This window comes from Paenirhizobium cremeum (assembly GCF_047553425.1).
Taxonomy (GTDB): Bacteria; Pseudomonadota; Alphaproteobacteria; order Rhizobiales; family Rhizobiaceae; genus Allorhizobium; species Allorhizobium cremeum.
In genome coordinates this window covers 1,796,066-1,819,660 of record NZ_CP180217.1, presented here as the reverse complement: position 1 = coordinate 1,819,660, position 23,595 = coordinate 1,796,066, and the positions used below count along the sequence as shown (strand labels likewise).

Sequence of the window (23,595 nt, the reverse complement as noted above, 5' to 3'; positions counted from 1 at the left end):
CCCTTCCGGCACCCGATTGCCCGCGCCGGGCTGGCGCCGACCGCGATTGACTTTGCCCGGAACCGGGCCTAATCAAATTGATTACGGATGGTTTTCATGTCCGCCTGCAGGCGGATTGAAAAGCAAAAGGGAATGCGACAACGGTGACCCAGACCGGGACCGTCCATCGCAGCCGACCCCGCGACTGTAGAGCGGCGAGGGTATTCCGTCCGGTGCCATTTTTCGCTGGATGACGGTCGCATGGTGCGGCCGGTCCGGAAGAAAGGGGAGCCGGAAAAGCCACTGAGGGGCTGCGCGATCAGCCAGGGCGGACGCCTCTATTATCTACGAATCGTCCCCTTTCGCACAGCATCGATCCCTCGGGAAGGTGAGGAATATCCGCTGGCGCAACGAGCGCCACGACCCGCGAGCCAGGAGACCTGCCAACCGTGCCGGGCATTGGCCCAACCTTCACAGGGGAGGATACCCCTTGTTGCCAGCACGGAGGTTGTCGTGGCGACGTCATCCAGAAGCGGGGTCTCCAGATCCCGCGCATTGGCGCATTGCATATTGCTCCCGGGGTGCGCGCCCTGGGATATGGTCGGTGCGTTGCGATTTCTTACCATTGGGGATGACGGCCGGCTCGAATGCCTGCCCATGGTTTCGTCCTGCGGCAGCGGCCTCAAGCGATGACGGTACGGGGATCATCTATCCTTGTGCTCGGCGGCGCACGCTCCGGTAAATCGCGCTTTGCCGAGGGGCTGGCCACGGGTTCGGGCCTCGGCCGGCATTATGTCGCGACGGGCCGCGCCTATGACGACGAGATGCGCGAGCGGATCGCCAAGCATCGCGCCGACCGGGGCGACGGCTGGACGACCCATGAGGAACCCGTCGATATCGTCGGCCTGCTGCGCCGGATCGACGGTTCGGATCGCGTCGTGCTGGTCGATTGCCTGACGCTCTGGGTCACCAATCTGATGATGGCGGAAGAGGATGTCGCGGCACGCTCATCGGAGCTTGCCGCCGCCGTTGCCGGCCTCTCCTGCCGCCTGATCCTCGTTTCCAACGAAGTCGGCCTCGGCATCGTGCCCGAGAACCGCATGGCGCGCGAGTTTCGCGATCATGCCGGCCGCCTTCACCAACTGGTCGCGCAATCGGCGACCGACGTCTATTTCGTCGCGGCCGGACTGCCGCTGAAAATGAAGGGTTGAACCATGCTGCAGCAAAAGATCCCTGCAACCGTCATCACCGGCTTTCTCGGCGCCGGCAAGACCACCATCATCCGCAACATGCTGATGAATGCAGGCGGCAAGAAGATCGCGTTGATTATCAACGAGTTCGGCGATCTCGGTGTCGATGGCGAGGTGCTGAAGGGCTGCGGCGCGGAAAATTGTACCGAGGACGATATCATCGAGCTCACCAATGGCTGCATCTGCTGCACGGTCGCCGACGACTTCGTGCCGACCATGCAAAAGCTTCTCGAGCGCGACGTGAAACCCGACCACATCGTCATCGAGACGTCCGGTCTTGCCCTGCCGCAGCCGCTGGTCGCCGCCTTCAACTGGCCGGACATCCGCACGCGGGTAACCGTCGACGGCGTGGTGACGGTGGTCGACAGCGCGGCGGTCGCCGCCGGCCGTTTCGCCGACGATCACGACCGCGTCGATGCCATGCGCGAGGCCGACGACAGCCTCGACCACGACAGCCCCATCGAGGAACTGTTCGAGGATCAGCTCACCTGCGCCGACCTGATCGTGCTCAACAAGACCGACCTTCTGGACGGCGAGGGCGTGGCCCGCGTGAGGGCGGAGGTGGCCGAGCGGATCGCGCGCAAGCCGACCCTGATCGAGGCGAAGAACGGCGATGTGCCGGCGCTCGTCCTGCTCGGTCTCGGCGTCGGCACCGAAGACGACATCGAGAACCGCAAGTCGCATCACGAACTGGAACATGAGGCGCTGCATGAAAGCGGCGAGGCCCACGACCATCATCACGACCACGACGAATTCGAAAGCTTCGTGATGAAGCTTCCGCCGATTGCCGATCCGGCCGGTTTCGTCGAGCGGCTGAAGGATGTGATCGCAACGCATGACGTGCTGCGCCTCAAGGGCTTCATCGACGTGCCCGGCAAACCGATGCGCCTCGTCATCCAGGCCGTTGGCTCGCGGGTGGACACCTATTTCGACCGTCCCTGGGCGGCCGGCGAGACGCGCGAGACGCGTTTGGTGGTCATCGGCCTGCACGAATGGGATTACGGCGCAGTGGCGGAGGCTGTCGAAAAGGCGGCTTCGTAAGGCCTTAGCCGCCGATGACGCTGCTCCCTTTAGGACAACACTGATGCACCTGCTGCTAGCCCAGAAAGGTTCGATCAGCGATGGCGAGGAGGCGATAGACCTCGGCCAGACGCCGGGCGATATCCTCTTCCTTTCCGCCGCCGATACCGAGCTTGCCGCGATTGCGACCGCTGTTGCGGGGCGGACGGGCGGTCCGAGCGTGCGGCTGGCCAGCCTGATGCAGCTCAAGCATCCGATGTCGGTCGATACCTATGTCGAGCGGACCGCGCGGCATGCGAAGCTGATCGTCATCCGGGCGCTCGGCGGCGCGAGCTATTTTCACTACGCGCTGGAGGCGCTCAATGCCTGCGTCCGTCGGTCGGGAGCGGTCATTGCCGTCCTCCCTGGCGATGACAAGCCGGATGAGGGGCTTTCCGCCTTCTCGACTGTCAAGGCGGAGGATCTCGACGCGCTCTGGTCCTATCTGGTGGAGGGGGGCGCGACGAATGCGTCCGCCTTTGTCGATTACGCCATGTCGCTCATCGGCTTTTGCGAGAGACCGCAGCCGGCTGCGCCTTTGCTGAAGGCCGGGATCTGGTGGCCGGGCAGAGGTGTGATCGGGGTCGAGGAATGGCGGGAGGCCGTCGGAGCTGACGCTTTCTCGGGTGGGATGTCTGCCGGCAGGCCAGAGGGGGGTACTGCAGCCGGGCGCGTGGCCAAGCCGATTGCCGCCATTTGTTTCTACCGCGCCCTCGTGCAGAGCGGCGAGACACGGCCGGTCGAGGCGATGATCGATGCGTTGCGCGCCGAGGGGCTGACGGCCTTGCCGGTGTTCGTCTCCAGCCTCAAGGATGCGGTTTCGGTCGAGACGCTCAGGCGTATCTTTGCCGAGGCTTCGCCCGATGTCGTATTGAACGCCACAGGCTTTGCGGTCTCTGCTCCGGGCAGCGAGCGTGCCTCCACCGTGCTGGACGAGACCGGCGCGGTGGTGCTGCAGACGCTGTTTTCCAGCTCGTCGCGCGAGGCGTGGGAGCAATCGTCGCAGGGGCTTTCGGCGCGCGATCTTGCCATGAGCGTGGCGCTGCCGGAGGTCGATGGCCGGGTGATGACGCGGGCGGTCTCGTTCAAGGCGGCGGCGCGCTTCGATGCGCGGGTCGAGACCAATATCGTCACCCATGAGCCGAATGCCGGTCGTGCTGCCTTCGTCGCGAAGCTGGCCGCCAACTGGGCGCGGCTGCGCAACACCGCAGCCGCAGATCGGCGGGTGGCGATCGTGATGGCGAACTATCCGAACCGCGACGGAAGGCTCGGCAACGGGGTCGGGCTCGACACACCCGCCGGCACCATGGAAGTGCTCAAGGCGATGAATGCGGCCGGATATGCGGTGGGCGATTTGCCCCATGATGGCGACGCGCTGATGGCGCATCTGATGGCGGGGCCGACCAATGCGGCAAACGACGGACGGCAAATCCGCGAAGTCATATCACTGAATAATTACATAGGTTTCTTTGAAAGTCTTCCAGTAAAGGTTCGGAACGAGGTAACGGCGCGTTGGGGTGGGCCGGAGGCCGATCCTTTCTTTCTCGACGGGCGTTTTGCGCTGCCGCTGTCGCGCTTTGGCAACGTGCTCGTCGGTATCCAGCCGGCGCGCGGCTACAATATCGATCCGAAGGAAACCTACCATTCTCCTGACCTTGTGCCGCCGCACGGCTATCTCGCCTTCTATGCCTATCTGCGCGGAGCCTTCGACGCCCATGCCGTTGTCCACATGGGCAAGCATGGCAATCTCGAATGGCTACCGGGCAAGGCGCTGGCGCTTTCGGAAAACTGCTATCCGGAGGCGGTGTTCGGGGCCTTGCCGCATCTCTATCCGTTCATCGTCAACGATCCCGGCGAGGGAACGCAGGCGAAGCGACGGACATCGGCCGTCATCATCGACCATCTGACGCCGCCGCTGACGCGGGCGGAGAGTTACGGGCCGCTCAAGGATCTGGAAGCGCTGGTCGATGAGTATTACGAGGCCTCGGGCGGAGATCCGCGGCGGTTGAAGCTCCTGAAGAAGCAGATCCTCGATCTTGTCGCCGATATCGGGCTGGACCAGGACGCCGGCATTGCGAAGGGCGAGGCCGAGGAGGCCGCGCTCGAAAAGCTCGACGCCTATCTCTGCGACCTCAAGGAAATGCAGATCCGCGACGGGCTGCACATCTTCGGCCTTGCGCCGGAGGGGCGGTTGCTTACTGACCTGACCGTGGCGCTGGCGCGGGTGCCGCGCGGGCTGGGCGAGGGTGGTGACCAGAGCTTGCAGCGGGCGATTGCGGGGGATGGCGAGCTATCCTTCGACCCCCTCGATTGCGTGATGTCCGATCCATGGACCGGGGCAAGGCCGGACATTCTGGCCGATCTCACCGAGCAGCCATGGCGGACCAGGGGCGACACGGTCGAGCGCATCGAACTGCTGGCGGCGAAGCTGGTGGCGGGCGAGGTCGAATGCCCATCCGATTGGTGGCAGACGCGCGCGGTGCTCGAGGAAATTCAAACACGGCTGAGACCTGCCGTGGTCAAATCGGGCAGGGCCGAGATCGAGGGACTGTTGACCGGGCTTGCCGGAGGTTTCGTGCCACCCGGTCCCTCGGGTGCGCCGACGCGCGGCCGGCCCGACGTTCTGCCGACGGGACGCAATTTATATTCGGTCGACAGCCGCGCGGTTCCGACCCCTGCGGCCTATGAGCTTGGCAAGAAGTCGGCGGAACTGCTGATTGCGCGTTACGTGCAGGACCATGGCGAATGGCCTTTGTCGTTCGGACTGACGGCCTGGGGCACCTCCAACATGCGCACCGGCGGAGACGATATCGCGCAGGCGCTCGCCCTGATCGGCGTAAAACCGATTTGGGACATGGCCTCGCGACGGGTCACAGGCTACGAGATCATTCCGCCGGCGATTCTCGGCCGTCCGCGCGTCGACGTGACGCTCCGTATTTCCGGCTTTTTCCGCGATGCCTTTCCCGAGCAGATCGCGCTGTTCGACAAGGCCGTCCGGGCGGTCGCCTCGCTCGAAGAGGATGAAGGCGACAATCCGATTGCGGCGCGGGTGAAGGCCGAGACGGAACAGCTCCTTGCAGAGGGGCTGGACGAGAAGGCGGCTGCCCGCCGCGCTGGCTATCGGGTGTTCGGCTCGAAACCGGGCGCGTACGGTGCCGGCCTGCAGGCGCTGATCGACGAGAAGGGCTGGGAGCGGCGGGGCGATCTGGCCGAAGCCTATCTCGTCTGGGGCGGTTACGCCTACGGCGCCGATGTCGAGGGAAAGGCCGAGCGCGGCCTGTTCGAGGAACGGCTTCGCCGGGTGCAGGCGGTGGTGCAGAACCAGGACAACCGCGAACACGACCTTCTGGACAGCGACGACTACTACCAGTTCGAGGGCGGCATGACGGCGGCCATCGAGCATGTCGCGGGCCATCGCCCGACCGTTTATCACAACGACCATTCGCGACCGGAAAAGCCGGTGATCCGCAGCCTCGAGGAAGAGATCGGCCGTGTCGTGCGCGCCCGTGTCGTCAATCCGAAATGGATCGAGGGGGTGATGCGGCATGGCTACAAGGGCGCCTTCGAGATTACCGCGACGGTCGATTACATGTTCGCCTTCGCCGCGACGACGGGTGCCGTGCGCGACCACCATTTCGAGGCGGTCTATCAGGCCTTTATCGTGGATGAGCGGGTCCGCGATTTCATGGCCGAGAAGAATGCCCCGGCGCTCAAGGAACTGGCCGAACGATTGATCGAGGCGATCGATCGCAGGTTGTGGACGCCGAAGAGCAATTCGGCGATGTTCGATCTTTCCCGGCTCTCCGGTAGCGGAGCCGAAACGATGAATGGAGTACAGGAACCATGACCGAGGAACTTGAAGGCTCGTCGCCCGCCGATCTTCTTCGCCACGCCGAGAAGATGGCGAAGAAGAAGGCGGCGCGTGAGAAGATCATGGCCACCAAGACGGGCGAAAAGGGCCTCGTCATCGTCCATACCGGCAAGGGCAAGGGCAAGTCGTCGGCCGCCTTCGGCATGATTTTCCGCCACATCGCGCATGGAAAGAAATGTGCGGTGGTACAGTTCATCAAGGGGGCGATGTCGACCGGCGAGCGGGACCTGATCCTCAAACATTTCAGCGATCTCTGCGCATTCCACACCATGGGCGAGGGCTTCACCTGGGAGACGCAGGACAAGGCGCGCGACATCGCCATGGCGAAGGCCGCCTGGGAAAAGGCGAAGGAACTGATCCGCGACCCATCCTATTCCATGGTGCTGCTGGACGAGATCAATATCGCCATCCGCTACGATTACATCGATATCGCCGATGTTGTGGAGTTCCTGAAGACGGAGAAGCCGGAGATGACCCATGTCGTGCTGACAGGTCGCAACGCCAAGGACGAACTGGTCGAAATCGCCGATCTCGTGACCGAGATGGAACTGGTCAAGCATCCCTTCCGCTCGGGTATCAAGGCGCAGATCGGCGTGGAATTCTGATGAACCTGAGCTAAGCCTTCAAAGCCACCTGCGCACCCGCTTGCGGTAATCCAGATAGGGTTGACCGATCGATTGTTCGAGGAAAGCCTCCTCCATGCGGATCTGATAGGACAACGATACCCAGGTGGCGACGAGGATGGCGAAGGACAGCGCTTCCGGCGAGACGAGAGCAAGGCCGGAAAGGCCCGTGACCATTCCGAGATAGATCGGGTTGCGTGAGGCTGCGAAAAGGCCGGTGTTGACAAGGCGCGGGGTCTCGCTGCTGTCTATCCCGATCCTCCAGGAACGGCCCATCTGCCACTGCGCCAGCATGATGAGAGCCCCGCCAAGGGTCCACAGGACGATACCGGCGATCTGAAATACCGGGCCGTCCAGAACGGGGACGCGTCCCAGTATCCGGTCATGCTGCTCCTGCCAGAGGCTGATGAGGGTGACCTCCGCAAGGATGGCGACGATCAGGATGCGGAACAGGCGGGTCGAGAAGCCGAGAGCGTCGTCGCTCGACTTCAACACCACCGGTGAGCGACCGGTCAGTCGGTGGAACTGGAGCGCGGACACGAGCGTTGCCATGACCACGATAATGGCGGTAGCCGGGAAAAGAAGCTCTGGCAGGGACATGCGTTGGGGACTCCGGATCGGATTGTGCCGTTATCCTAAAGTCTGCAGTCACTAGAGGTTCAAGCGCTTTGTTGCGGCGAAACCCGCTGGCGTGTCAGTACCCGATCCACACCCTTACCGGATTGCCGGGGTCGGCGAGGAGTTTCGTGGCGAGCGCAATGCAGGTGACGATCAGGAGCGGCTTGATGAGTCGTGCCCCGATCCGCATGGCGAGCCGCGATCCGGCCTGTGCGCCGAGGAACTGGCCAAGACCCATCAGCAGGCCGACCTTCCAGAGCACCACGCCGCTGGCCACGAAAACGAGGAAGGCCCCGACGTTCGAGCCGAGGTTCAAAAGCTTGGTGTGGGCGGTTGCCTTGAGCACGCCGAAGCCCGCAAGCGAGACGAAGGCGAGCATGAAGAAGGAGCCGGTTCCGGGACCGAAAACGCCGTCATACAAGCCGATCAGCGGTACGAAGGTCAGCCCGAAGACGAAGGGCGTGATGCGCTGGTGGCGGTCCTCGTCATGAAGGTTGGGCTTCAGCGCGAAGTAAAGCGCGATGGCAACCAGCAGGAACGGCATGGCTGCCCTCAGGACGTCCGCGGGAACGACGGTCGCGATGACGGCGCCGATTGCACCGCCAAACACCGCCATGACCGCCATCGGCAATTGTGCTTTCAGGTCGACATGGCCGCGCCGGGCATAGGCGATCGTCGCGGAACCGGCGCCGAACATCGACTGCAGCTTGTTGGTTCCGAGCGTTTCGAGCGGCGGAATGCCGGCAATCAGCATGGCGGGAATGGTAATCAGGCCGCCGCCGCCTGCAATCGAATCGATGAAACCGGCGATGAAGGCGGCAACGAAGAGAAGCGCCAGGCTCTGGAGTGCGAGATCGACCACGATGATCCTGTAGTGCGGCTGCGGCGGGACGTCCCGTCATGCACCAAACCGCCGGTCGGGGCAACATGTCGCGGGGCGAATGCCGGGCTCTTCGGCGCATCCTCCACACAATCCGGCGCAAACGGGTTTGACCGGTCATGTCGCCTTCGATAAAGCTCTGTCTCATGTGCGACGGCGCCTGTTCGACAGGCTGGAAATAGTCCGGTGCGGCTGACCCAATCAGGGGGCCAATTCCGGAGCTGTCCCCAAGGCCAGAGAACCGCAACGCGCGGTTCCGGCGCTTCGTACATGAACGACAACGAAGCAGAGAGGCCTTGTCTCATGACGGAAAAGCTTGGAATCATGGTTTGCGGACACGGTAGCCGCAACCAGAACGCAGCGCGCGAATTCGCGGTGATCGCGGAAGCCTTGCGCGAACGCAATCCCGACATGCCGGTTGAATACGGCTATCTGGAGTTCTGCAATCCGGTGATCTCAGCCGGCCTCGACAAGCTGCGGGCTGAAGGCGTGACGCGGGTTCTGGCCGTTCCGGGCATGCTGTTTGCCGCCGGACACGCCAAGAACGACATTCCCTCGGTGCTCAACACCTATCAGGCGCAGAATCCCGGCATGGTCATCACCTACGGGCGCGAACTCGGCATTGACCTCAAGATGATCCGCGCCGCCGGGGACCGCATCCAGGAGGCCGTCGACGAGGCGAACAAAACGCTTGGCTTCATCGACAAGCACGAAACGCTGCTGATGGTGGTGGGGCGCGGCTCGTCCGATCCGGACGCCAATTCCAACGCGACCAAGGTTATGCGCATGCTCTGGGAGGGAATGGGCTTCGGCTGGGGCGAAACCTGCTATTCCGGCGTGACCTTCCCGCTGGTCGAGCCGGGCCTCGAACATGCCGCCCGGCTCGGCTACAAGCGCATCATCGTCTTCCCTTATTTCCTGTTCACCGGCGTGTTGGTGAAGCGCATCTACAGCTATACCGACGTTGTTGCCGAGCGGTATCCGGACATCCAGTTCGTCAAGGCGAGCTATCTCAACGACCATCCGCTCGTGCTGGACGCCTTCCAGGATCGCGTCGGGGAAATCCTCGAGGGCGCCGCCCTGATGAACTGCCAGATGTGCAAGTACCGGGAGCAGGTTCTCGGCTTCGAGGCGGATCTCGGCCAGCCGCAGGAAAGCCATCACCATCACGTCGAGGGCATCGGCGGCGGTCTCGAAGACTGTCCGTGCGGCGGCGATTGCGATGCATCTTGCCGCGATCCGGAATTCTGCAGAGAGCACGGGCTGCCGTGGACACCGGTGCACAGCCATGCGGAGCCGAACGATCTGGAGCCCGCCTTCGACTATGGCGCCTCGACCACGCTCGGCGGAAAATACGGCCACCTCCTGAATGCCGCACCCGATGTGGGGCTGGAGGCGGTGATGAATGCGCCATCGAGCGGAAAGCCCGCGGTTCACGAACATGGCCCGAATTGCGGCTGCGGGCATCACCATCATCACGACCATGACCACCATCAACACCATCAACACCATGAACACCATGGCCATCACGACCATGCGGATCATGGCCACCGGCACGATCATGACGATGGTCATTCGCACGATCACGGGCACCACCATCATCACCATGCGCCTTACCCGCATGCGGACCATCCGCTCGGGCCGAATTCTATGAAGAAGAAGTGATGGCTTCCAATCCAGACAGGGGTGTCCGCTGAGCGTCTCATTCGACTACATCCGCGATCCCACGGAGATCTATCGGCAGTCCTTCGAGACGATTCGCCGGGAAGCGGATTTATCGCGCTTTTCCGGTGGGATGGAGACGCTGGCGATCCGGCTGATCCATGCCTGCGGCATGACGGACCTTGCCGGCGATATCGCGTTCTCGGATGGGGCGTTCGAGGCGGGGGCTGCGGCACTGGCTGCCGGTGCGCCGGTTTTCTGCGACGTAGAAATGGTTCGCCACGGTATTATCCGGCGGCTGCTTCCGGCGGAGAACGAGGTCATCTGCCTTTTGAACGATGAGCGGGTGAGGCCGAAGGCGACTGAAATCGGCAATACGCGTTCCGCCGCGCAGGTCGACCTCTGGGGCGACAGGCTTGCCGGGGCGGTGGTCGCCATCGGCAATGCGCCGACAGCGCTTTTCCGGCTTCTGGAACTCATCGACCAGGGGGCGCCGAAACCGGCGTTGATTCTCGGCCTTCCGGTCGGGTTCGTCGGCGCAGCGGAGAGCAAGGAGGCACTGGTCGAGGACAGCCGCGGCGTGCCGTTCATTGCGGTTCGCGGGCGGCGGGGCGGTTCGGCCATGGCGTCCGCCGCCGTCAACGCGCTTGCGGGAGGGCTCGGCGCCAATGACTGAAACGCCAATGACTGAACCGTGGCTGACCATCATCGGCGTCGGAGACAACGGCCTTGAAAGCCTGACGCCGGAGGCGCAATCGATCATCTGGCAGACGGAAACACTGGTACTCGGCGAGCGGCTCGATGCCGTGATCGACGGCGGCGCCTTGCCCGCACTCAAGCGCATCCTCAACTGGAGCGGCGGTTTTCGCGAGACCTTGCGCGAGATTTTGAAGCTGCGCGGTTCGCCCGTCACCATTCTCGCCACCGGCGATCCCATGCATTTCGGTATCGGCGCGACGCTTAGGCGTTATGTGCGCGCGAGCGAAATCTATGTGCTGCCGTCGCCTTCGGCCTTTTCGCTTGCCGCCGCCCGGCTCGGCTGGCCGCTGCAGTCGGTGGCGACGATTTCACTGCATGGCCGTCCGCTTGCCTCCCTCAACCGGCACCTGATGCCCCGGCACCGTATCCTGGCGCTCACCGCCGGGGCGGAAACGGTGCTGGGTGCAGCGGCGCTGATGGTGGAGCGCGGCTTTGGCAATTCCGTTCTGACCGTTCTGGAGCATATGGGCGGTGACCGCGAGCGGATCTTCGCCATGACCGCTGCGGATCTTCTGGGGACGCAGCCTGAAATCGCGGAGTTCAACACGCTGGCGATCGACTGCGTTTCGGATTCGCCTCTGGTCTCGCCTGTGGCAGGCCTTCCAGACGATACCTTCCGCCATGACGGGCAACTGACCAAGCGGGAGATACGAGCGGTGACGCTCTCCATCCTGCAACCCTTTCCGCATGGATTGCTGTGGGATGTGGGCGCGGGCTGCGGTTCGATCGCGCTCGAATGGATGCGGATCGGGCTCGGCGCCCGCGCCATCGCCATCGAGGAAAAACCTGAAAGGGTGGCGATGATCCGCGAGAATGCCGACGCACTCGGCCTGCCGGATCTCGATATCGTCGAGGCGAGGGCGCCGGAGGGGCTCGCCGGCCTTGACGCGCCCGATGCCGTTTTCATCGGCGGCGGCATTACCCATGAAGGCCTGTTCGAGGCCTGCTGGGAGGCCTTGCCTGCGGGTGGGCGGCTTGTCGCCAACGCCGTGACCATCGAAGGCGAGGCGAGGCTTGCCGAGCTTCGCGGTATCCATGGCGGCGAACTCGTTCGTCTGCAGGTCTCGCGCGCAGCTCCCGTCGGGCGTTATTGCGGATGGAAGTCGCTGATGCCGGTAACGATCTGGTCGGTGACGAAGGGAGAGGCGGCATGACCGGTAAACTCTATGGCCTCGGGCTCGGGCCCGGCGATCCGGAACTCATTACGCTGAAGGCGCACCGCATTCTGACGGGCGCGCCGGTCATTGCGTATCCCGCGCCGGATACCGGTCCGAGTTTTGCCCGGCAGATTGCTGCGCCCTATATCGGCGCGCATCAGCTGGAAGTGCCCATCATCGTGCCGATGCGGGTCGAGCGTTTCCCGGCGCAGGAGGTTTACGACGGGGCGGCGGAGACGCTGGCGCGCCATCTCGACGCCGGTTCCGACGTGGCGGTGCTGTGCGAGGGCGACCCCTTCTTCTACGGCTCCTTCATGTATTTGTTCGAACGGCTGTCCGGCCGCTACGAGACCGAGATCGTGCCGGGGGTTTCGTCGATGATGGCTGCTGCTGCGGCACTCGGTCGACCGCTTGCGGCGCGAAACGATGTGCTCAGCATCGTGCCGGGGCCGCTCGACGACGATATCATGCAGGCGCGGATCGAAGCGGCGGGTGCTGTCGCCATCATCAAGGTTGGGCGGCATTTCGCCCGCATCCGCGCGCTGATCGAGGCGATGGGGCTGACGTCGTGCGCCGGCTATGTCGAACGCGTCAGCCTTGCCGAGCAGCGCGTGTTGCCGCTCGCCGATGTCACCGAGATCACCGCTCCCTATTTCTCGATGATCCTCATATACAAGGGCGGGGAGGGCTGGAATGCCCGGACCGCCGCTGCAACGGAATGATCCCATGACCATTGCCCAGAAACCCGCCGTCGTCATCCTGTCGCAGGCCGGCCATGATATCGGACGCAAGATCGCGCTCGCCATCGGCGGTGAGCTGCATGGGGCCGAAGCCCGAACCACCGGTGCCGACGTCCCGTTCGACGACACGAAGACCCACATCGCGGCGCTGTTTGCCGCCGGTCGGCCGGTCGTCGCCGTCATGGCCTGCGGCGCGCTGGTACGCATCCTCGCGCCGCTGCTTGCCGACAAGCATGCAGAGCCGCCGGTCGTCGCTGTTTCGCAGGACGGCGCCTCGGTCGTGCCGCTGCTCGGCGGTCATCATGGCGGCAATGATCTGGCGCGGCGGATCGCTGACGGCCTCAACTGCCGCGCGGCGATCACCACGGCGGGCGACCTGAAATTCGGTCTTGCCCTCGATGAGCCGCCGGCCGGCTATGTGCTTGCCAATCCGGAAAACGCCAAGGCGGTGATGGCGGAGCTGGTTGCCGGCGCTTCCGCAAAGCTGCAGGGCAATGCGTCGTGGCTTTCCTCCTCGCGGATTCCTTTCGCTGAAGACGGCAAGGTGACGTTGACGGTCACCGACGAGCCGAAGACGGCAAGCTCGCTTGAACTCGTCTATCATCCTGAAACCCTGGTGCTCGGCATGGGCTGCGAACGGAATGCCTCGACGGAGGAGGCAATCGCGCTCGCCGAACAGGCGCTTGAGGAAAGCGGCCTCGCCCGCCAGAGCCTCGCAGCGGTAGCCTCGATCGATCTCAAGGCCGACGAACGCGCGATCCATGCGGTTGCTGCGCATTTCGGTGTACCGGCGCGGTTCTTCAGCGCTGCAAGGCTGGAGGAAGAGGCTCCGAGGCTGAAGAACCCATCGGATATCGTTTTCGCCGAGGTCGGGTGCCATGGTGTCGCCGAAGGTGCGGCGCTGGCAGCGGCCGGTGCAGATAGCGAACTCATTCTGGCCAAGATCAAATCGAAGGGGGCGACCGCCGCTATTGCCCGTTCCACCGGTATCGTGGAAGCCGATGCTGTAGGACGGGCGCGTGGCACGCTCTATGTGGTCGGCATCGGCCCCGGTGCTGACCAGTGGCGCTCGCCTGAGGTCTCGGCCATGGTCGCCGCCTCGACAGATCTTGTCGGCTATTCGCTTTATCTCGACCTGCTCGGACCGCTTGCCTGTGGAAAGGCCCGACACGATTTCGATCTCGGCAAGGAGGAGGCGCGCGTCGTGCATGCCATGGAGCTTGCCGGCGAGGGCAAGACGGTGGCGCTGGTCTGCTCCGGCGACGCGGGCATCTATGCCATGGCGACGCTGGTGTTCGAACTTTTCGACAAGGGCGGGATTACGGATGCCGCGAGCCGGATCGACGTGCAGGTCTCGCCCGGGATTTCCGCGCTGCAGGCGGCGGCGGCCCGCATCGGCGCGCCTCTCGGCCACGATTTCTGCACCATCTCGCTCTCTGACCTGCTGACGCCCTGGGAGCATATCCAGCGGCGCGTGAAGGCTGCCGGTGAGGGCGATTTCGTCATCGCCTTCTACAATCCGGTGTCGATGAAGCGCCGCACGCAGCTCGCCTGGGCGCGCGACAGACTGCTGGAATACCGCCCGGCCGACACGCCGGTGATCCTTGCCACCAATCTCGGCCGGCCCGGCGAACATGTCCGCACGGTTCCGCTCGGCGAACTCAATGTCGATGACGTCGACATGCTGACCGTCGTGGTGGTGGGCTCGTCGGAGAGCCGCACGGTGACCACGGGCGACGGCAAGACCTGGGTCTACACGCCGCGCGGCTATTCCGGAAAATCGGATACGGGGATGAAGGGCGCGGCCGAGTGAGGTCCGAATCTTCATTCGTCTGCCGCGGGACAGACCTCGAATACTGACAAGGATGACAGCATGACCGTCTATTTCATCGGCGCCGGTCCCGGTGCACCTGATCTCATTACCGTGCGGGGGCTGAGGCTCATCGAGCGGTGCCCGGTGTGTCTCTATGCCGGTTCGCTGGTGCCGGAGGAAACCGTCAGGGCCGCTCCGGAGGGAGCGATCGTCAAGGACACGGCGCCGATGCATCTCGACGAGATCATCGCCGAGATCGAAGCCGCGCATGCGCGTGGCGAGGATGTGGCGCGGGTGCATTCCGGCGATCCGTCGATCTACGGGGCCATCGCCGAACAGATGCGCAGGCTCGATGCGCTCGGCATTCCCTATGACGTCGTGCCGGGCGTTCCTGCCTTTGCCGCGACCGCCGCACGGCTCAAGACGGAGCTGACGCTGCCCGAGATCGCTCAGACGATCATCATCACGCGGACCGAAATGAAGGCATCCTCAATGCCGGAATTCGAGACGCTGGAGATCCTCGGCAAGTCGCGGGCGACACTTGCCATTCATCTCTCCATCCGCAATCTCGCCCATGTCCGCGATACGCTTGCGCCCTATTACGGCGAGGATTGCCCCGTTGTCGTGGCCTATCGCTCGACCTGGCCGGACGAGCTTTTCATCCGCACAACGCTGAAGGACATGGCGGAGGAGGTGCGCAAGGCGAAAATCACGCGCACGGCCCTCATCATGATCGGCAGGGTGTTCGGCCATGTCGAATTCCGCGACAGCGACCTTTACAATTCCGATTTCAGCCACGTGCTGAGGAATGTCGGCAAGAAGAAAAAGAAGGCTGCAAAGTAACCGGTCTGGTCGCCGTTGACCGCGGCGGTCAAAGCTGTAGCCTTCCCGCATGTACATCCTCAAGCGCGGAATCAAGAAGGACCCGGTGAGGCGGTGGGCACTGCCTGACCGCATCTTTTTCGGCTATGGCGCATGCCATATCCTTGCGGGCGTTTATCTTCAGAATCCGCCGCTTCAGGGCTTTCATGCCGAGCGCATCATTCCCGTGGAAGGCTTCGCCGGCGGGCACATGTATGTGACAAACGGCCTCATCGCTTTCGATTTTCACGGCTATTCGTTGCGCGACCGCCTTCTGGCGCATCACCGCAAGGGCTGGTCTGCGCACAGCCCCGGCTGGAGCAGCGTTATCGAAGATGTCGATTTCGACGCGCTCGACACCGAACAGTTGAACGCGCGCAAGATGCTGGGGCCTGACCAGTATCTCCACGATCCCCGACCGCGCGCCGTCGATTTCATCAGGCGCCGGGATCATACCCGGGCTGCCGACCGGGTACGAGAACTGGCCAATCGTCATTGTTGAAAGGGAGGAACGCCATGTCGGAAAAGGACGGTGTTACGGAGGGCAGTTGCCGTTGCGGGCAGGTGATGCTCAAAGTGAAGGGCAGGCCGATGATGACGATGGCCTGCCACTGCACGGGGTGCCAGAAGATGACGTCGAGCGCGTTTTCACTGAGTTCGCTCTATCCGCTGGAAGCGTTCGAGGTTTCCGGCCTCGAGCCGGAGATCGGCGGGCTGCACGGAGATCTGCGGCATTTCTTCTGCCCCCATTGCATGAGCTGGATGTTCACGCGTTTCGATGGCATGGGACCCTTCGTCAACATACGTTCAGCACTTCTCGATGATTTCGGCGGTTTCCGTCCTTTCATCGAAAGCTACACCAGCGAGAAGCTGCCCTGGGCTGAAACGCCGGCGCGGCACAGCTACCCGAAATTTCCGCCGATGGAGGACTTTCCCGGCCTGATGGCCGAATTCGCCCAATCGGGCAACTGAGCCGGTTGGCGCGACATCGGCAAATCTTCGAGCATAATCTTGTCGATCCTCGTTTCACTCCGGTCGGATTCTGCTCTATCTCTTTGTTTCGGCGCAATTCCTGACGCAAAACCGCTTCACACTTTTGCTGGAATTGCTCTAAGACAACGGCTTCGCATTCCTTCCAAAACGCAATTCGGCGGATTTCATGCACAAGGTCATTTTCGATACAGATCCGGGCGTCGATGACGCCATGGCGCTGCTCTTCCTTCATCATCATCAGGAGATCGATCTTCTTGGTGTGACCACGGTCTTCGGTAACGCGACCATCGAGACGACAACGCGCAATGCGTTGTTCCTCAAGCGCGAGTGGAAGATCGATGCACCTGTGGCGCGCGGTGCCGGCGAGACCTTCATCCCGCATCGCGTTTCCCACGAGCCGCCGAAGTACATCCATGGCGATGACGGTCTCGGCAATATCGGCGTGCCCGAGAGTATAGACCTTCCGGTCGATCCGCGGCCGGCCCATCGCTTTATCGTGGACACCATCCGGGCCAATCCGGGTGAGGTGACGCTGGTGGCGGTTGGCCGGATGACCAATCTTGCCAACGCCTTGAAGGAAGATCCCGAGATCGTTTCTCTGGTCAAGGAAGTCGTCGTCATGGGCGGGGCCTTCGATATCAACGGCAATGTGACGCCCGCTGCCGAGGCCAATATCCATGGCGATCCGGAAGCCGCCGACATGGTGTTCACCGCAAGCTGGCCGGTGGTCATTGTCGGTCTCGACGTGACGACGAAGACGGTGATGACCCGTCAGCAGCTTGCCGACATCCGCGATGCGGCAGGCTCCAGCCGCGCCCGGCTGCTGTTCGATCTCTCGCAGTTCTACATCAAGTTCTACGAGAGCCGCGTGCCCGATGGCATGGTGGTGCATGACAGCTGCGCCTGCGTCTATGTGGTGGCACCGGAGCTCTTCACGACCCGATCGGGTTCCGTGCGCGTCGTCTGTGGCGGCATTGCCGACGGTGCGACGATCCAGAAGCCGGATACGCGCGGTTTCGGTCCAAGCGACTGGGACAATCTGCCGAGCCAGAAGGTCTGCGTCGATATCGATTCCGGAGCGGTTCTGAAGGTCATCCATGACGCGATCGTCAGCGTGAAGGAAGACTGAGAAGGCTCTCCGGCCCGCTGCCCTTGCTCCCGGTCCTCTGCCGTGCGGATCGATGACGTCTTGTCGCCGCGTTTGCGCGGCGGCGGATGTTGCGAGGCAGGATCAGCGTTTCAGAATGATGACCGGAAGGCCGAGCTGCCGCGCCGCCAGGATCTTGCCATAACCGGCGTTCCCACCGGAGTTGCGGCAGACGAGGTGGGTGATGCCGTGCCGGCTGAGAAGATCCGCCTCGGCCTGCGGGTCGCTCGAGGGTTTGCCGAGGATCAGATCGAAACTCCGAAAGGCCATCGGCTCCGGCGGAGGATCGACCATGCGGATGACGAAGTGGCAGTCGTCGCGCCCTTTGAAAGCGACCAGGTGCTGACGGCCGAGCGCGAGGAAGGCGCGGGCGGTGGACGGCAGGGCAGCGGCCGCCTGCTCCAGCGTCTCCACTTCGGTCCAGTCGTCATGCTCGCTGCGTGTCCAGGATGGCCGGTCGAGGCGTTCCAGTGGGATGCCGACGGCTCGACAGGCGATGCGGGCGTTTTCCGAAATGCGGGTTGCGAAGGGATGGGTGGCGTCGATCACCCGGTCGATGCGGTTTTGCGCGAGAAAACTTGCAAGCCCCTCAGCCCCGCCGAAGCCCCCGATGCGGACAGTGCCGGCAATCGGGGCGGGGTTTGCCGTGCGGCCGGCGAGTGACGTCAGGACATCCACCTTTCCCTCCGCAACCAGCTTGGTCGCGAGATCGGCGGCTTCCGCCGTGCCTCCCAGAATCAGGACTCTCTCGACCATGTCAGGGTGCCCGGCCAATGATACCGCCTTGTCGATCGGTGACGACGATATCGACCTCGACCGGTGCCCCACGGAGCGTTGCCATGGCGGTCCGACGTGCGGCGTCGGCGATGGGGTTCGCCAGATCGATCCCATTTTCTTTCGTTATCTCAAATACTTCCAGAGCTGTATTGGCGGCTTGAATCCGGTTTCTGAGAGACTTGTCGAGATTTTCAGTGCAAGACATTGAAAGAAAGAAGTTATTGTCGATCTGACTGCGTGAGGAATGGAGATCGAGCGCGCCTTGGGCAAGCTTCGCCATCTTGGCGAAACCGCCGGCGATGGTGAGGCGCGGAACGGGATGGGCGCGCAGATATTTCAGGAGACCGCCGGCGAAATCCCCCATGTCGAGCAGGGCACCATCAGGCAGTCCGTGCAGCTGCTGGGCGGTCTTTTCCGATGTGGAGCCGGTGGCACCGAGAACATGAGTGATGCCTTCGGCGCGGGCGACGTCGATTCCGCGGTGGATCGAATGAATCCAGGCGGCGCAGGAGAATGGATGGACGACGCCGGTGGTGCCGAGAATGGAGAGGCCGCCGACAATGCCGAGGCGGGGGTTCCAGGTCTGGCGGGCGATCTCGTCTCCGCCTGGGATGGAAACGGTGATCTCGACGTCACCCGGAAGCCCGTATTGTGAACAGAGCGCGGTGACCTCCGCCGACATCATCGAACGCGGAACCGGATTGATCGCGGCCTCCCCGACCGCGATCGGCAGGCCGGGACGGGTTACCGTGCCAACTCCGTCGCCGGCAGCAAAGCGGATACCGCTTCCGGGCGGCAAGGGGCGCACGGAGGCGATTACCGTTGCACCATGAGTGACATCCGGATCGTCTCCGGCATCCTTGACGATGCCGGCCATTGCGTAACCCTCGCCAAGGGTTTCAAAGGCGAGCACGAAGGCCGGCTCCTCGCCGCGCGGCAGGCGGATCGTGACGGGATCGGGGAATTCGCCGGTTATCAGCGCCGTCAAAGCCGCCTTGGTCGCGGCCGTGGCGCAGGCTCCCGTCGTCCAGCCGGTGCGCAAGGAACCTTCTGGGCGCTCGGCACGACCTTCCGGGGGAACATTCGGTGCGGGGTCTGCGGGTTCGGTCATGGGTTCGTTATAGGCGCTCGCGGGCTCGACCGAAAGCTTTGCGAACGGCTTCTCCGATTGCAATTTCGTCATGCGAAGCATAGAGCAAGGCCATGAGTTTCGATCCCTTTTCCGACCTGCCTTCGATGATGCCCGGCCATGTCTGGCTGGCGGGCGCGGGACCGGGCGATCCCGGTCTGCTGACGCTGCTTGCGGCAAAGGCTCTCAGCGAAGCGGATGTGATCGTTCATGACGCGCTGGTCAACGAGGATTGCCTGAAGCTCGCGCGTCCCGGCGCTGAACTCGAATATGCAGGCAAGCGCGGCGGCAAGCCTTCCGCAAAACAGCGCGACATTTCGCTGCGGTTGGTGGAGCTTGCCAGAGAGGGCCGCAAGGTTCTTCGTCTCAAGGGCGGCGACCCCTTCGTCTTCGGCCGTGGCGGCGAGGAGGCGTTGACACTGATCGAGCATGGCGTGCCGTTCCGCATCGTGCCCGGCATTACGGCAGGCATCGGCGGCCTTGCCTATGCCGGTATTCCCGTCACGCATCGCGAAATCAATCATGCCGTCACCTTCCTGACCGGGCATGATTCCTCCGGCGTCGTCCCGGACCGGATCGACTGGGAGGCGATCGGCCGAGGCTCGCCCGTCATCGTCATGTACATGGCGATGAAACACATCGCCGCGATCAGCGCTAACCTGATGGCCGCCGGGCGCTCGCCCGATGAGCCGGTCGCCTTTGTCTGCGATGCGGCCACGCCCTCGCAGAAAGTGCTGGAGACGACGCTCGGGCGTGCGGTCGAAGATGTCGCCGCCTCCGGTCTCGAGCCGCCAGCCATTGTCGTGGTCGGTGAGGTGGTGCGCCTTCGGCCTTCGCTCGACTGGCTCGGCGCTTTGTCCGGGCGCGCGTTGCTTACCGATCCGTTTGCCGACCGCCACCGGAAGGACAGCGCATGAGCGGGCTTCTGATCGCAGCGCCGTCTTCCGGCGCGGGCAAGACGACGGTGACGCTCGGGCTGCTCCGGGCGCTGAAACGGAACGGCTATGCGATCGCCCCAGGCAAGGCGGGCCCCGACTACATCGATCCGGCGTTTCATGCCGCGGCAAGCGGCGAGGTCTGTCTCAATTTCGATCCCTGGGGCATGCGCAGCGAATTGCTGCTCGCCAATGCCGCCATCCACCGTTTTGGGGGCAAGGATCTGGTGATCGAGGCCATGATGGGCCTGTTCGACGGCGCAGCCGACGGTCGCGGTTCGGCGGCGGATCTGGCGTCGATCCTCGGGCTGTCCATCGTCCTCGTGGTCGATTGCGCCAAGGCATCCCATTCGATTGCGGCGCTGGTGAGCGGATTCGCCAATTTCCGCATCGATACCCGCGTCGTCGGGGTGATCCTCAACCGGGTCGGCAGCGACCGGCACGAGACGATGCTGCGCGAGGCGCTTGGCGGTATCCGCATGCCTGTGATGGGCGTCGTCCGCTCCGATGCCTCGCTTCATCTGCCCGAGCGGCATCTCGGCCTCGTGCAGGCCGGCGAACATGGGGAATTGGAAGCCTTCATCGACAGGGCGGCCACGACCGTCGAGGCTGGGTGCGATCTCGATGCGATCATGCGCAGCGCGCGCCACATTCCCGCCCGCCCCTCGGAGGCCAATATCGATCGCCTTCCGCCGCTTGGCCAGAAGATCGCCGTCGCGCGCGATGTCGCCTTTGCCTTCTGCTACGAGCATATGCTGCTCGGCTGGCGCCGGCGCGGCGCGGAGATTTCGTTCTTCTCGCCCCTTGCCGACGAAGCCCCGCCCGTCGAGGCCGATGCGATCTATCTGCCGGGCGGTTATCCGGAACTGCATGCGGGCACGCTTTCCTCGGCGTCCGCCTTCCGGACCGGCATGCGGGCCGCTGAGGCTCGCGGGGTGAAGATCTATGGCGAGTGCGGCGGCTACATGACACTCGGTGAGGCCCTGGTTGATGGCAATGGTGCAAGCCACGAGATGCTTGGCCTCCTTCCTGTCGTCACGAGTTATGCCGAGCGCAAGCGCCATCTGGGTTACCGGTCGCTGGTCCCGTTGACGGATTTCTTCACGGCTCCGATGTCGGCGCATGAATTTCACTACGCTTCCATCGTGTCCGAGGGGGAGGCCGATCGCCTGTTTGCCGTCGAGGATGCGCTGGGCGCCGATCTGGGGCAGGTGGGGCTGCAGCGCGGAAATGTCGCCGGCTCCTATATGCATCTGATCGATCTTGCGAGCGCCGTGGCATGAGCGGACCTGTCATTCATGGCGGTGGCATCACGGCTGCTGCGGCGCGTTTCGGTGGCCGGACGGAAGACTGGCTGGATCTTTCCACCGGCCTTAACCCATGCCCGCCCGCCTTGCCGGAAGTGGCGCTTCGCGCCTGGCATCGTCTGCCGGATCGCCACCTTGAACGCGATGCGCGGCGGGCTGCCCAAGTCTTCTACCGGACGGGGGACGTCCTGCCTTTGCCTGTGCCGGGTACGCAGTCGGCAATTCAGATGCTGCCGCGCCTCTTTGCCAGCGAAAGGCCGGTCGCCATCCTGTCACCCACCTATGGCGAATACGGTCGTGTTTTCGAGGCAGAAGGGCGGCCGGTCGAGCGGATCGCCGGTCTCGATGACGTGGACGGTCGGCATGGTCTTGTCGTGGCGGTCAATCCGAACAATCCGACGGGCAGGATCTTTCAGCCTGAGGAACTGCTGGCGGTCGCGGAGCACCTGTCTAACGTCGGCGGACTGCTGGTGGTCGATGAGGCGTTCGGCGACTGCCTGCCGGAGGTCAGCGTCGCCGGCAAGGTGATGGACCACCCGAACCTCATCGTCTTCCGCTCTTTCGGCAAGTTTTTCGGCATGGCCGGCATTCGTCTCGGTTTCGTGGTTGCCGCGCCTGAAATCCTCGAGGGGATGGAGAGCCGGCTTGGGCCATGGGCCGTTTCCGGGCCGGCGCTTTCTGTGGCCGCCTCACTGCTTTCCGGCGGGACGGACGGCATCCGGGAGCGGATTGTCATGCGGCGGGCGGCGCTCGGTGCCGTGCTTGCCGATGCGGGTCTGCGCGTCAGCGGAGGCACCGATCTCTTTGCGCTCGTGGAGGAAGAGAAGGCGGCGGCACTTCACGAACATCTTTGCCAAGCGCACATCCTGACCCGCGCCTTCGATTATGCGCCGACATGGCTGCGGATCGGACTTGCGCCTGACGAGGATGCCGACAGGCGTCTGGCGCAGGCATTGAAGGCGTGGAGGCGATGATGCACGCTTCCATGCTTGCCGCGCTTGCGCTTGCCCTTCTCATTGACCGTGTCGTCGGTGACCCACCACGGCTCTGGGCGCGCGTGCCACATCCCGTCGTGGTGTTCGGCAAGGCGATTGCCTTTTGCGATCGGAACTTCAACCGTTCCGGGACACCTGATCCGATCCGGCGGCGAAACGGCATCATCACGATTGTGGCTTTGCTTTGCCTGTCGCTTTTCGCCGGCGGGATTCTGGAGGGGCTTTTTGCGGCCTTCGGTCGGCTGGGCTTCGTTCTCGAAGTTTTGATGGTCGCCGTGCTCTTGGCGCAAAAGAGCCTTGCCGATCACGTTGGCGCTGTCGCCCTGGGCTTGAGGGTCAATGGTCTCGAAGGCGGGCGACGGGCCGTCTCGCTGATCGTCGGACGCGATCCCGCGACACTCGACGCGCCGGCGATCTGCCGCGCGGCCATCGAAAGCCTTGCCGAGAATTTTGCCGATGGCGTCGTGGCGCCGGCCTTCTGGTATGCCGTCCTCGGTCTGCCGGGAATCCTTGCCTACAAGATGCTGAACACCGCCGATTCGATGATCGGCCATAAGAACGAGAAATACCGCGACTTCGGCTGGGCTTCGGCCCGGCTCGACGATCTCGCCAACTGGCCGGCGGCGCGGCTGTCAGCCTTTGCCATTGCGTTTGCGACGCTTTTCGTCAGAGGCGTCACTGCCGCCAGGCGCTCGCTCTCCGTTGCGCTCAGGGATGCCGGGCTGCACCGCTCGCCGAATTCCGGTTGGCCTGAAGCAGCCATGGCCGGCGCGCTCGATATCCAGTTGACCGGGCCGCGCATCTATGGCGGTGAGAGGGTCAGCGAACCGATGATAAACGGCGCGGGCCGCGCGGTGGCGACGGCGGCGGACATTGAGGATGGCGTGAAGGTTTTCTATGCCGCCTGCCACGTCCTTATCGGTCTTACCGCGCTGCTGGCCCTTATCGCCACACTGTAGATCGAAGTGCTGTGAGACCCGTTCCGCTTAATCTTCTCTTAGCTCTTCAGCTTAACCGGATATAACAAGCCTTCCATTAGT

The 23,595-nt window shown here is 63.6% G+C and carries 21 protein-coding genes and 1 riboswitch; of the genes, 17 read left to right on the top strand and 4 right to left on the bottom strand.

Annotation, left to right across the window (positions count from 1 at the left end; genetic code table 11):
- Positions 1-71: 71 nt before the first annotated feature.
- Positions 72-442, top strand: a riboswitch (cobalamin riboswitch).
- Between the two features lie 226 nt (positions 443-668).
- From cobU to cobO, 4 genes are read left to right on the top strand one after another with little or no spacing between them, the layout of a single operon-like run.
- On the top strand, positions 669-1,190 hold the full coding sequence (gene cobU, locus ACLBKR_RS09135; protein ID WP_113448515.1) for a bifunctional adenosylcobinamide kinase/adenosylcobinamide-phosphate guanylyltransferase: 522 nt from the start codon (positions 669-671) through the stop codon (positions 1,188-1,190).
- Positions 1,191-1,193: 3 nt separating this feature from the next.
- Positions 1,194-2,270: a cobalamin biosynthesis protein CobW gene (gene cobW, locus ACLBKR_RS09130; protein WP_113448516.1), complete on the top strand. Its 1,077-nt coding sequence runs from the start codon at positions 1,194-1,196 to the stop codon at positions 2,268-2,270.
- Positions 2,271-2,313: 43 nt separating this feature from the next.
- Entirely contained in the window at positions 2,314-6,135 is a 3,822-nt protein-coding gene (gene cobN / locus ACLBKR_RS09125) for a cobaltochelatase subunit CobN (protein WP_414901499.1), read from the top strand.
- The gene (gene cobO / locus ACLBKR_RS09120) at positions 6,132-6,764 is read left to right on the top strand and encodes a cob(I)yrinic acid a,c-diamide adenosyltransferase (protein ID WP_112831940.1); all 633 of its coding nucleotides are present in this window, start codon (positions 6,132-6,134) and stop codon (positions 6,762-6,764) included. The genes cobN and cobO overlap by 4 nt, the downstream gene beginning before the upstream one ends.
- A gap of 18 nt (positions 6,765-6,782) precedes the next feature.
- Here the strand turns inward: cobO and ACLBKR_RS09115 are convergent, their stop codons facing one another.
- A complete protein-coding gene (locus ACLBKR_RS09115; RefSeq protein ID WP_113448518.1) occupies positions 6,783-7,382 on the bottom strand; it encodes a methyltransferase family protein in 600 nt (199 codons plus the stop codon).
- A 94-nt stretch (positions 7,383-7,476) separates the two neighbouring features.
- Positions 7,477-8,262 (bottom strand): TSUP family transporter, encoded by a 786-nt coding sequence (locus ACLBKR_RS09110; RefSeq protein WP_113448519.1) that lies wholly within the window; start codon positions 8,260-8,262, stop codon positions 7,477-7,479.
- Between the two features lie 321 nt (positions 8,263-8,583).
- Here ACLBKR_RS09110 and ACLBKR_RS09105 point away from each other — a divergent pair, with 321 nt between their 5' ends.
- From ACLBKR_RS09105 to ACLBKR_RS09065, 9 genes are all read left to right on the top strand, one after another.
- Positions 8,584-9,945: a sirohydrochlorin chelatase gene (locus tag ACLBKR_RS09105; RefSeq protein WP_414901496.1), complete on the top strand. Its 1,362-nt coding sequence runs from the start codon at positions 8,584-8,586 to the stop codon at positions 9,943-9,945.
- 28 nt (positions 9,946-9,973) lie between these two features.
- Entirely contained in the window at positions 9,974-10,618 is a 645-nt protein-coding gene (locus ACLBKR_RS09100) for a precorrin-8X methylmutase (RefSeq protein ID WP_113450862.1), read from the top strand.
- Positions 10,611-11,855, top strand: coding sequence for a precorrin-6y C5,15-methyltransferase (decarboxylating) subunit CbiE (gene cbiE / locus ACLBKR_RS09095; RefSeq protein ID WP_113437645.1), 1,245 nt, complete (start codon positions 10,611-10,613; stop codon positions 11,853-11,855). The genes ACLBKR_RS09100 and cbiE overlap by 8 nt, the downstream gene beginning before the upstream one ends.
- The gene (cobI, locus tag ACLBKR_RS09090; RefSeq protein ID WP_113443361.1) at positions 11,852-12,580 is read left to right on the top strand and encodes a precorrin-2 C(20)-methyltransferase; all 729 of its coding nucleotides are present in this window, start codon (positions 11,852-11,854) and stop codon (positions 12,578-12,580) included. The genes cbiE and cobI overlap by 4 nt, the downstream gene beginning before the upstream one ends.
- Positions 12,581-12,584: 4 nt before the next feature.
- Complete coding sequence (gene cobJ / locus ACLBKR_RS09085; protein WP_414901493.1) at positions 12,585-14,411, top strand: precorrin-3B C(17)-methyltransferase; 1,827 nt, start codon at positions 12,585-12,587, stop codon at positions 14,409-14,411.
- Positions 14,412-14,471: 60 nt separating this feature from the next.
- Positions 14,472-15,254 (top strand): precorrin-4 C(11)-methyltransferase, encoded by a 783-nt coding sequence (cobM, locus tag ACLBKR_RS09080; RefSeq protein ID WP_414901491.1) that lies wholly within the window; start codon positions 14,472-14,474, stop codon positions 15,252-15,254.
- A 49-nt stretch (positions 15,255-15,303) separates the two neighbouring features.
- Positions 15,304-15,774, top strand: a complete 471-nt coding sequence (locus ACLBKR_RS09075; protein WP_414901489.1) for a hypothetical protein — start codon at positions 15,304-15,306, stop codon at positions 15,772-15,774.
- A gap of 14 nt (positions 15,775-15,788) precedes the next feature.
- Positions 15,789-16,244, top strand: a complete 456-nt coding sequence (locus tag ACLBKR_RS09070) for a GFA family protein (protein ID WP_414901487.1) — start codon at positions 15,789-15,791, stop codon at positions 16,242-16,244.
- Between the two features lie 187 nt (positions 16,245-16,431).
- Positions 16,432-17,394, top strand: coding sequence for a nucleoside hydrolase (locus ACLBKR_RS09065; RefSeq protein ID WP_414901485.1), 963 nt, complete (start codon positions 16,432-16,434; stop codon positions 17,392-17,394).
- A gap of 102 nt (positions 17,395-17,496) precedes the next feature.
- Here the strand turns inward: ACLBKR_RS09065 and ACLBKR_RS09060 are convergent, their stop codons facing one another.
- Positions 17,497-18,168: a cobalt-precorrin-6A reductase gene (locus ACLBKR_RS09060; RefSeq protein ID WP_414901483.1), complete on the bottom strand. Its 672-nt coding sequence runs from the start codon at positions 18,166-18,168 to the stop codon at positions 17,497-17,499.
- A 1-nt stretch (position 18,169) separates the two neighbouring features.
- Complete coding sequence (locus ACLBKR_RS09055; protein ID WP_414901481.1) at positions 18,170-19,300, bottom strand: cobalt-precorrin-5B (C(1))-methyltransferase; 1,131 nt, start codon at positions 19,298-19,300, stop codon at positions 18,170-18,172.
- 92 nt (positions 19,301-19,392) lie between these two features.
- Between ACLBKR_RS09055 and cobA the strand changes: the two genes are divergently transcribed.
- From cobA to cbiB, 4 genes are read left to right on the top strand one after another with little or no spacing between them, the layout of a single operon-like run.
- Positions 19,393-20,235 carry a uroporphyrinogen-III C-methyltransferase gene (gene cobA, locus ACLBKR_RS09050; RefSeq protein ID WP_113443357.1) on the top strand — a complete coding sequence of 281 codons (843 nt, stop codon included), beginning with the start codon at positions 19,393-19,395 and terminating at the stop codon, positions 20,233-20,235.
- Entirely contained in the window at positions 20,232-21,536 is a 1,305-nt protein-coding gene (locus ACLBKR_RS09045) for a cobyrinate a,c-diamide synthase (protein WP_113443356.1), read from the top strand. Before cobA ends, ACLBKR_RS09045 begins: the two co-directional genes overlap by 4 nt.
- The gene (cobD, locus tag ACLBKR_RS09040; protein WP_113443355.1) at positions 21,533-22,534 is read left to right on the top strand and encodes a threonine-phosphate decarboxylase CobD; all 1,002 of its coding nucleotides are present in this window, start codon (positions 21,533-21,535) and stop codon (positions 22,532-22,534) included. Before ACLBKR_RS09045 ends, cobD begins: the two co-directional genes overlap by 4 nt.
- Entirely contained in the window at positions 22,534-23,514 is a 981-nt protein-coding gene (gene cbiB, locus ACLBKR_RS09035; RefSeq protein WP_414901478.1) for an adenosylcobinamide-phosphate synthase CbiB, read from the top strand. Before cobD ends, cbiB begins: the two co-directional genes overlap by 1 nt.
- Positions 23,515-23,595 lie beyond the last annotated feature (81 nt).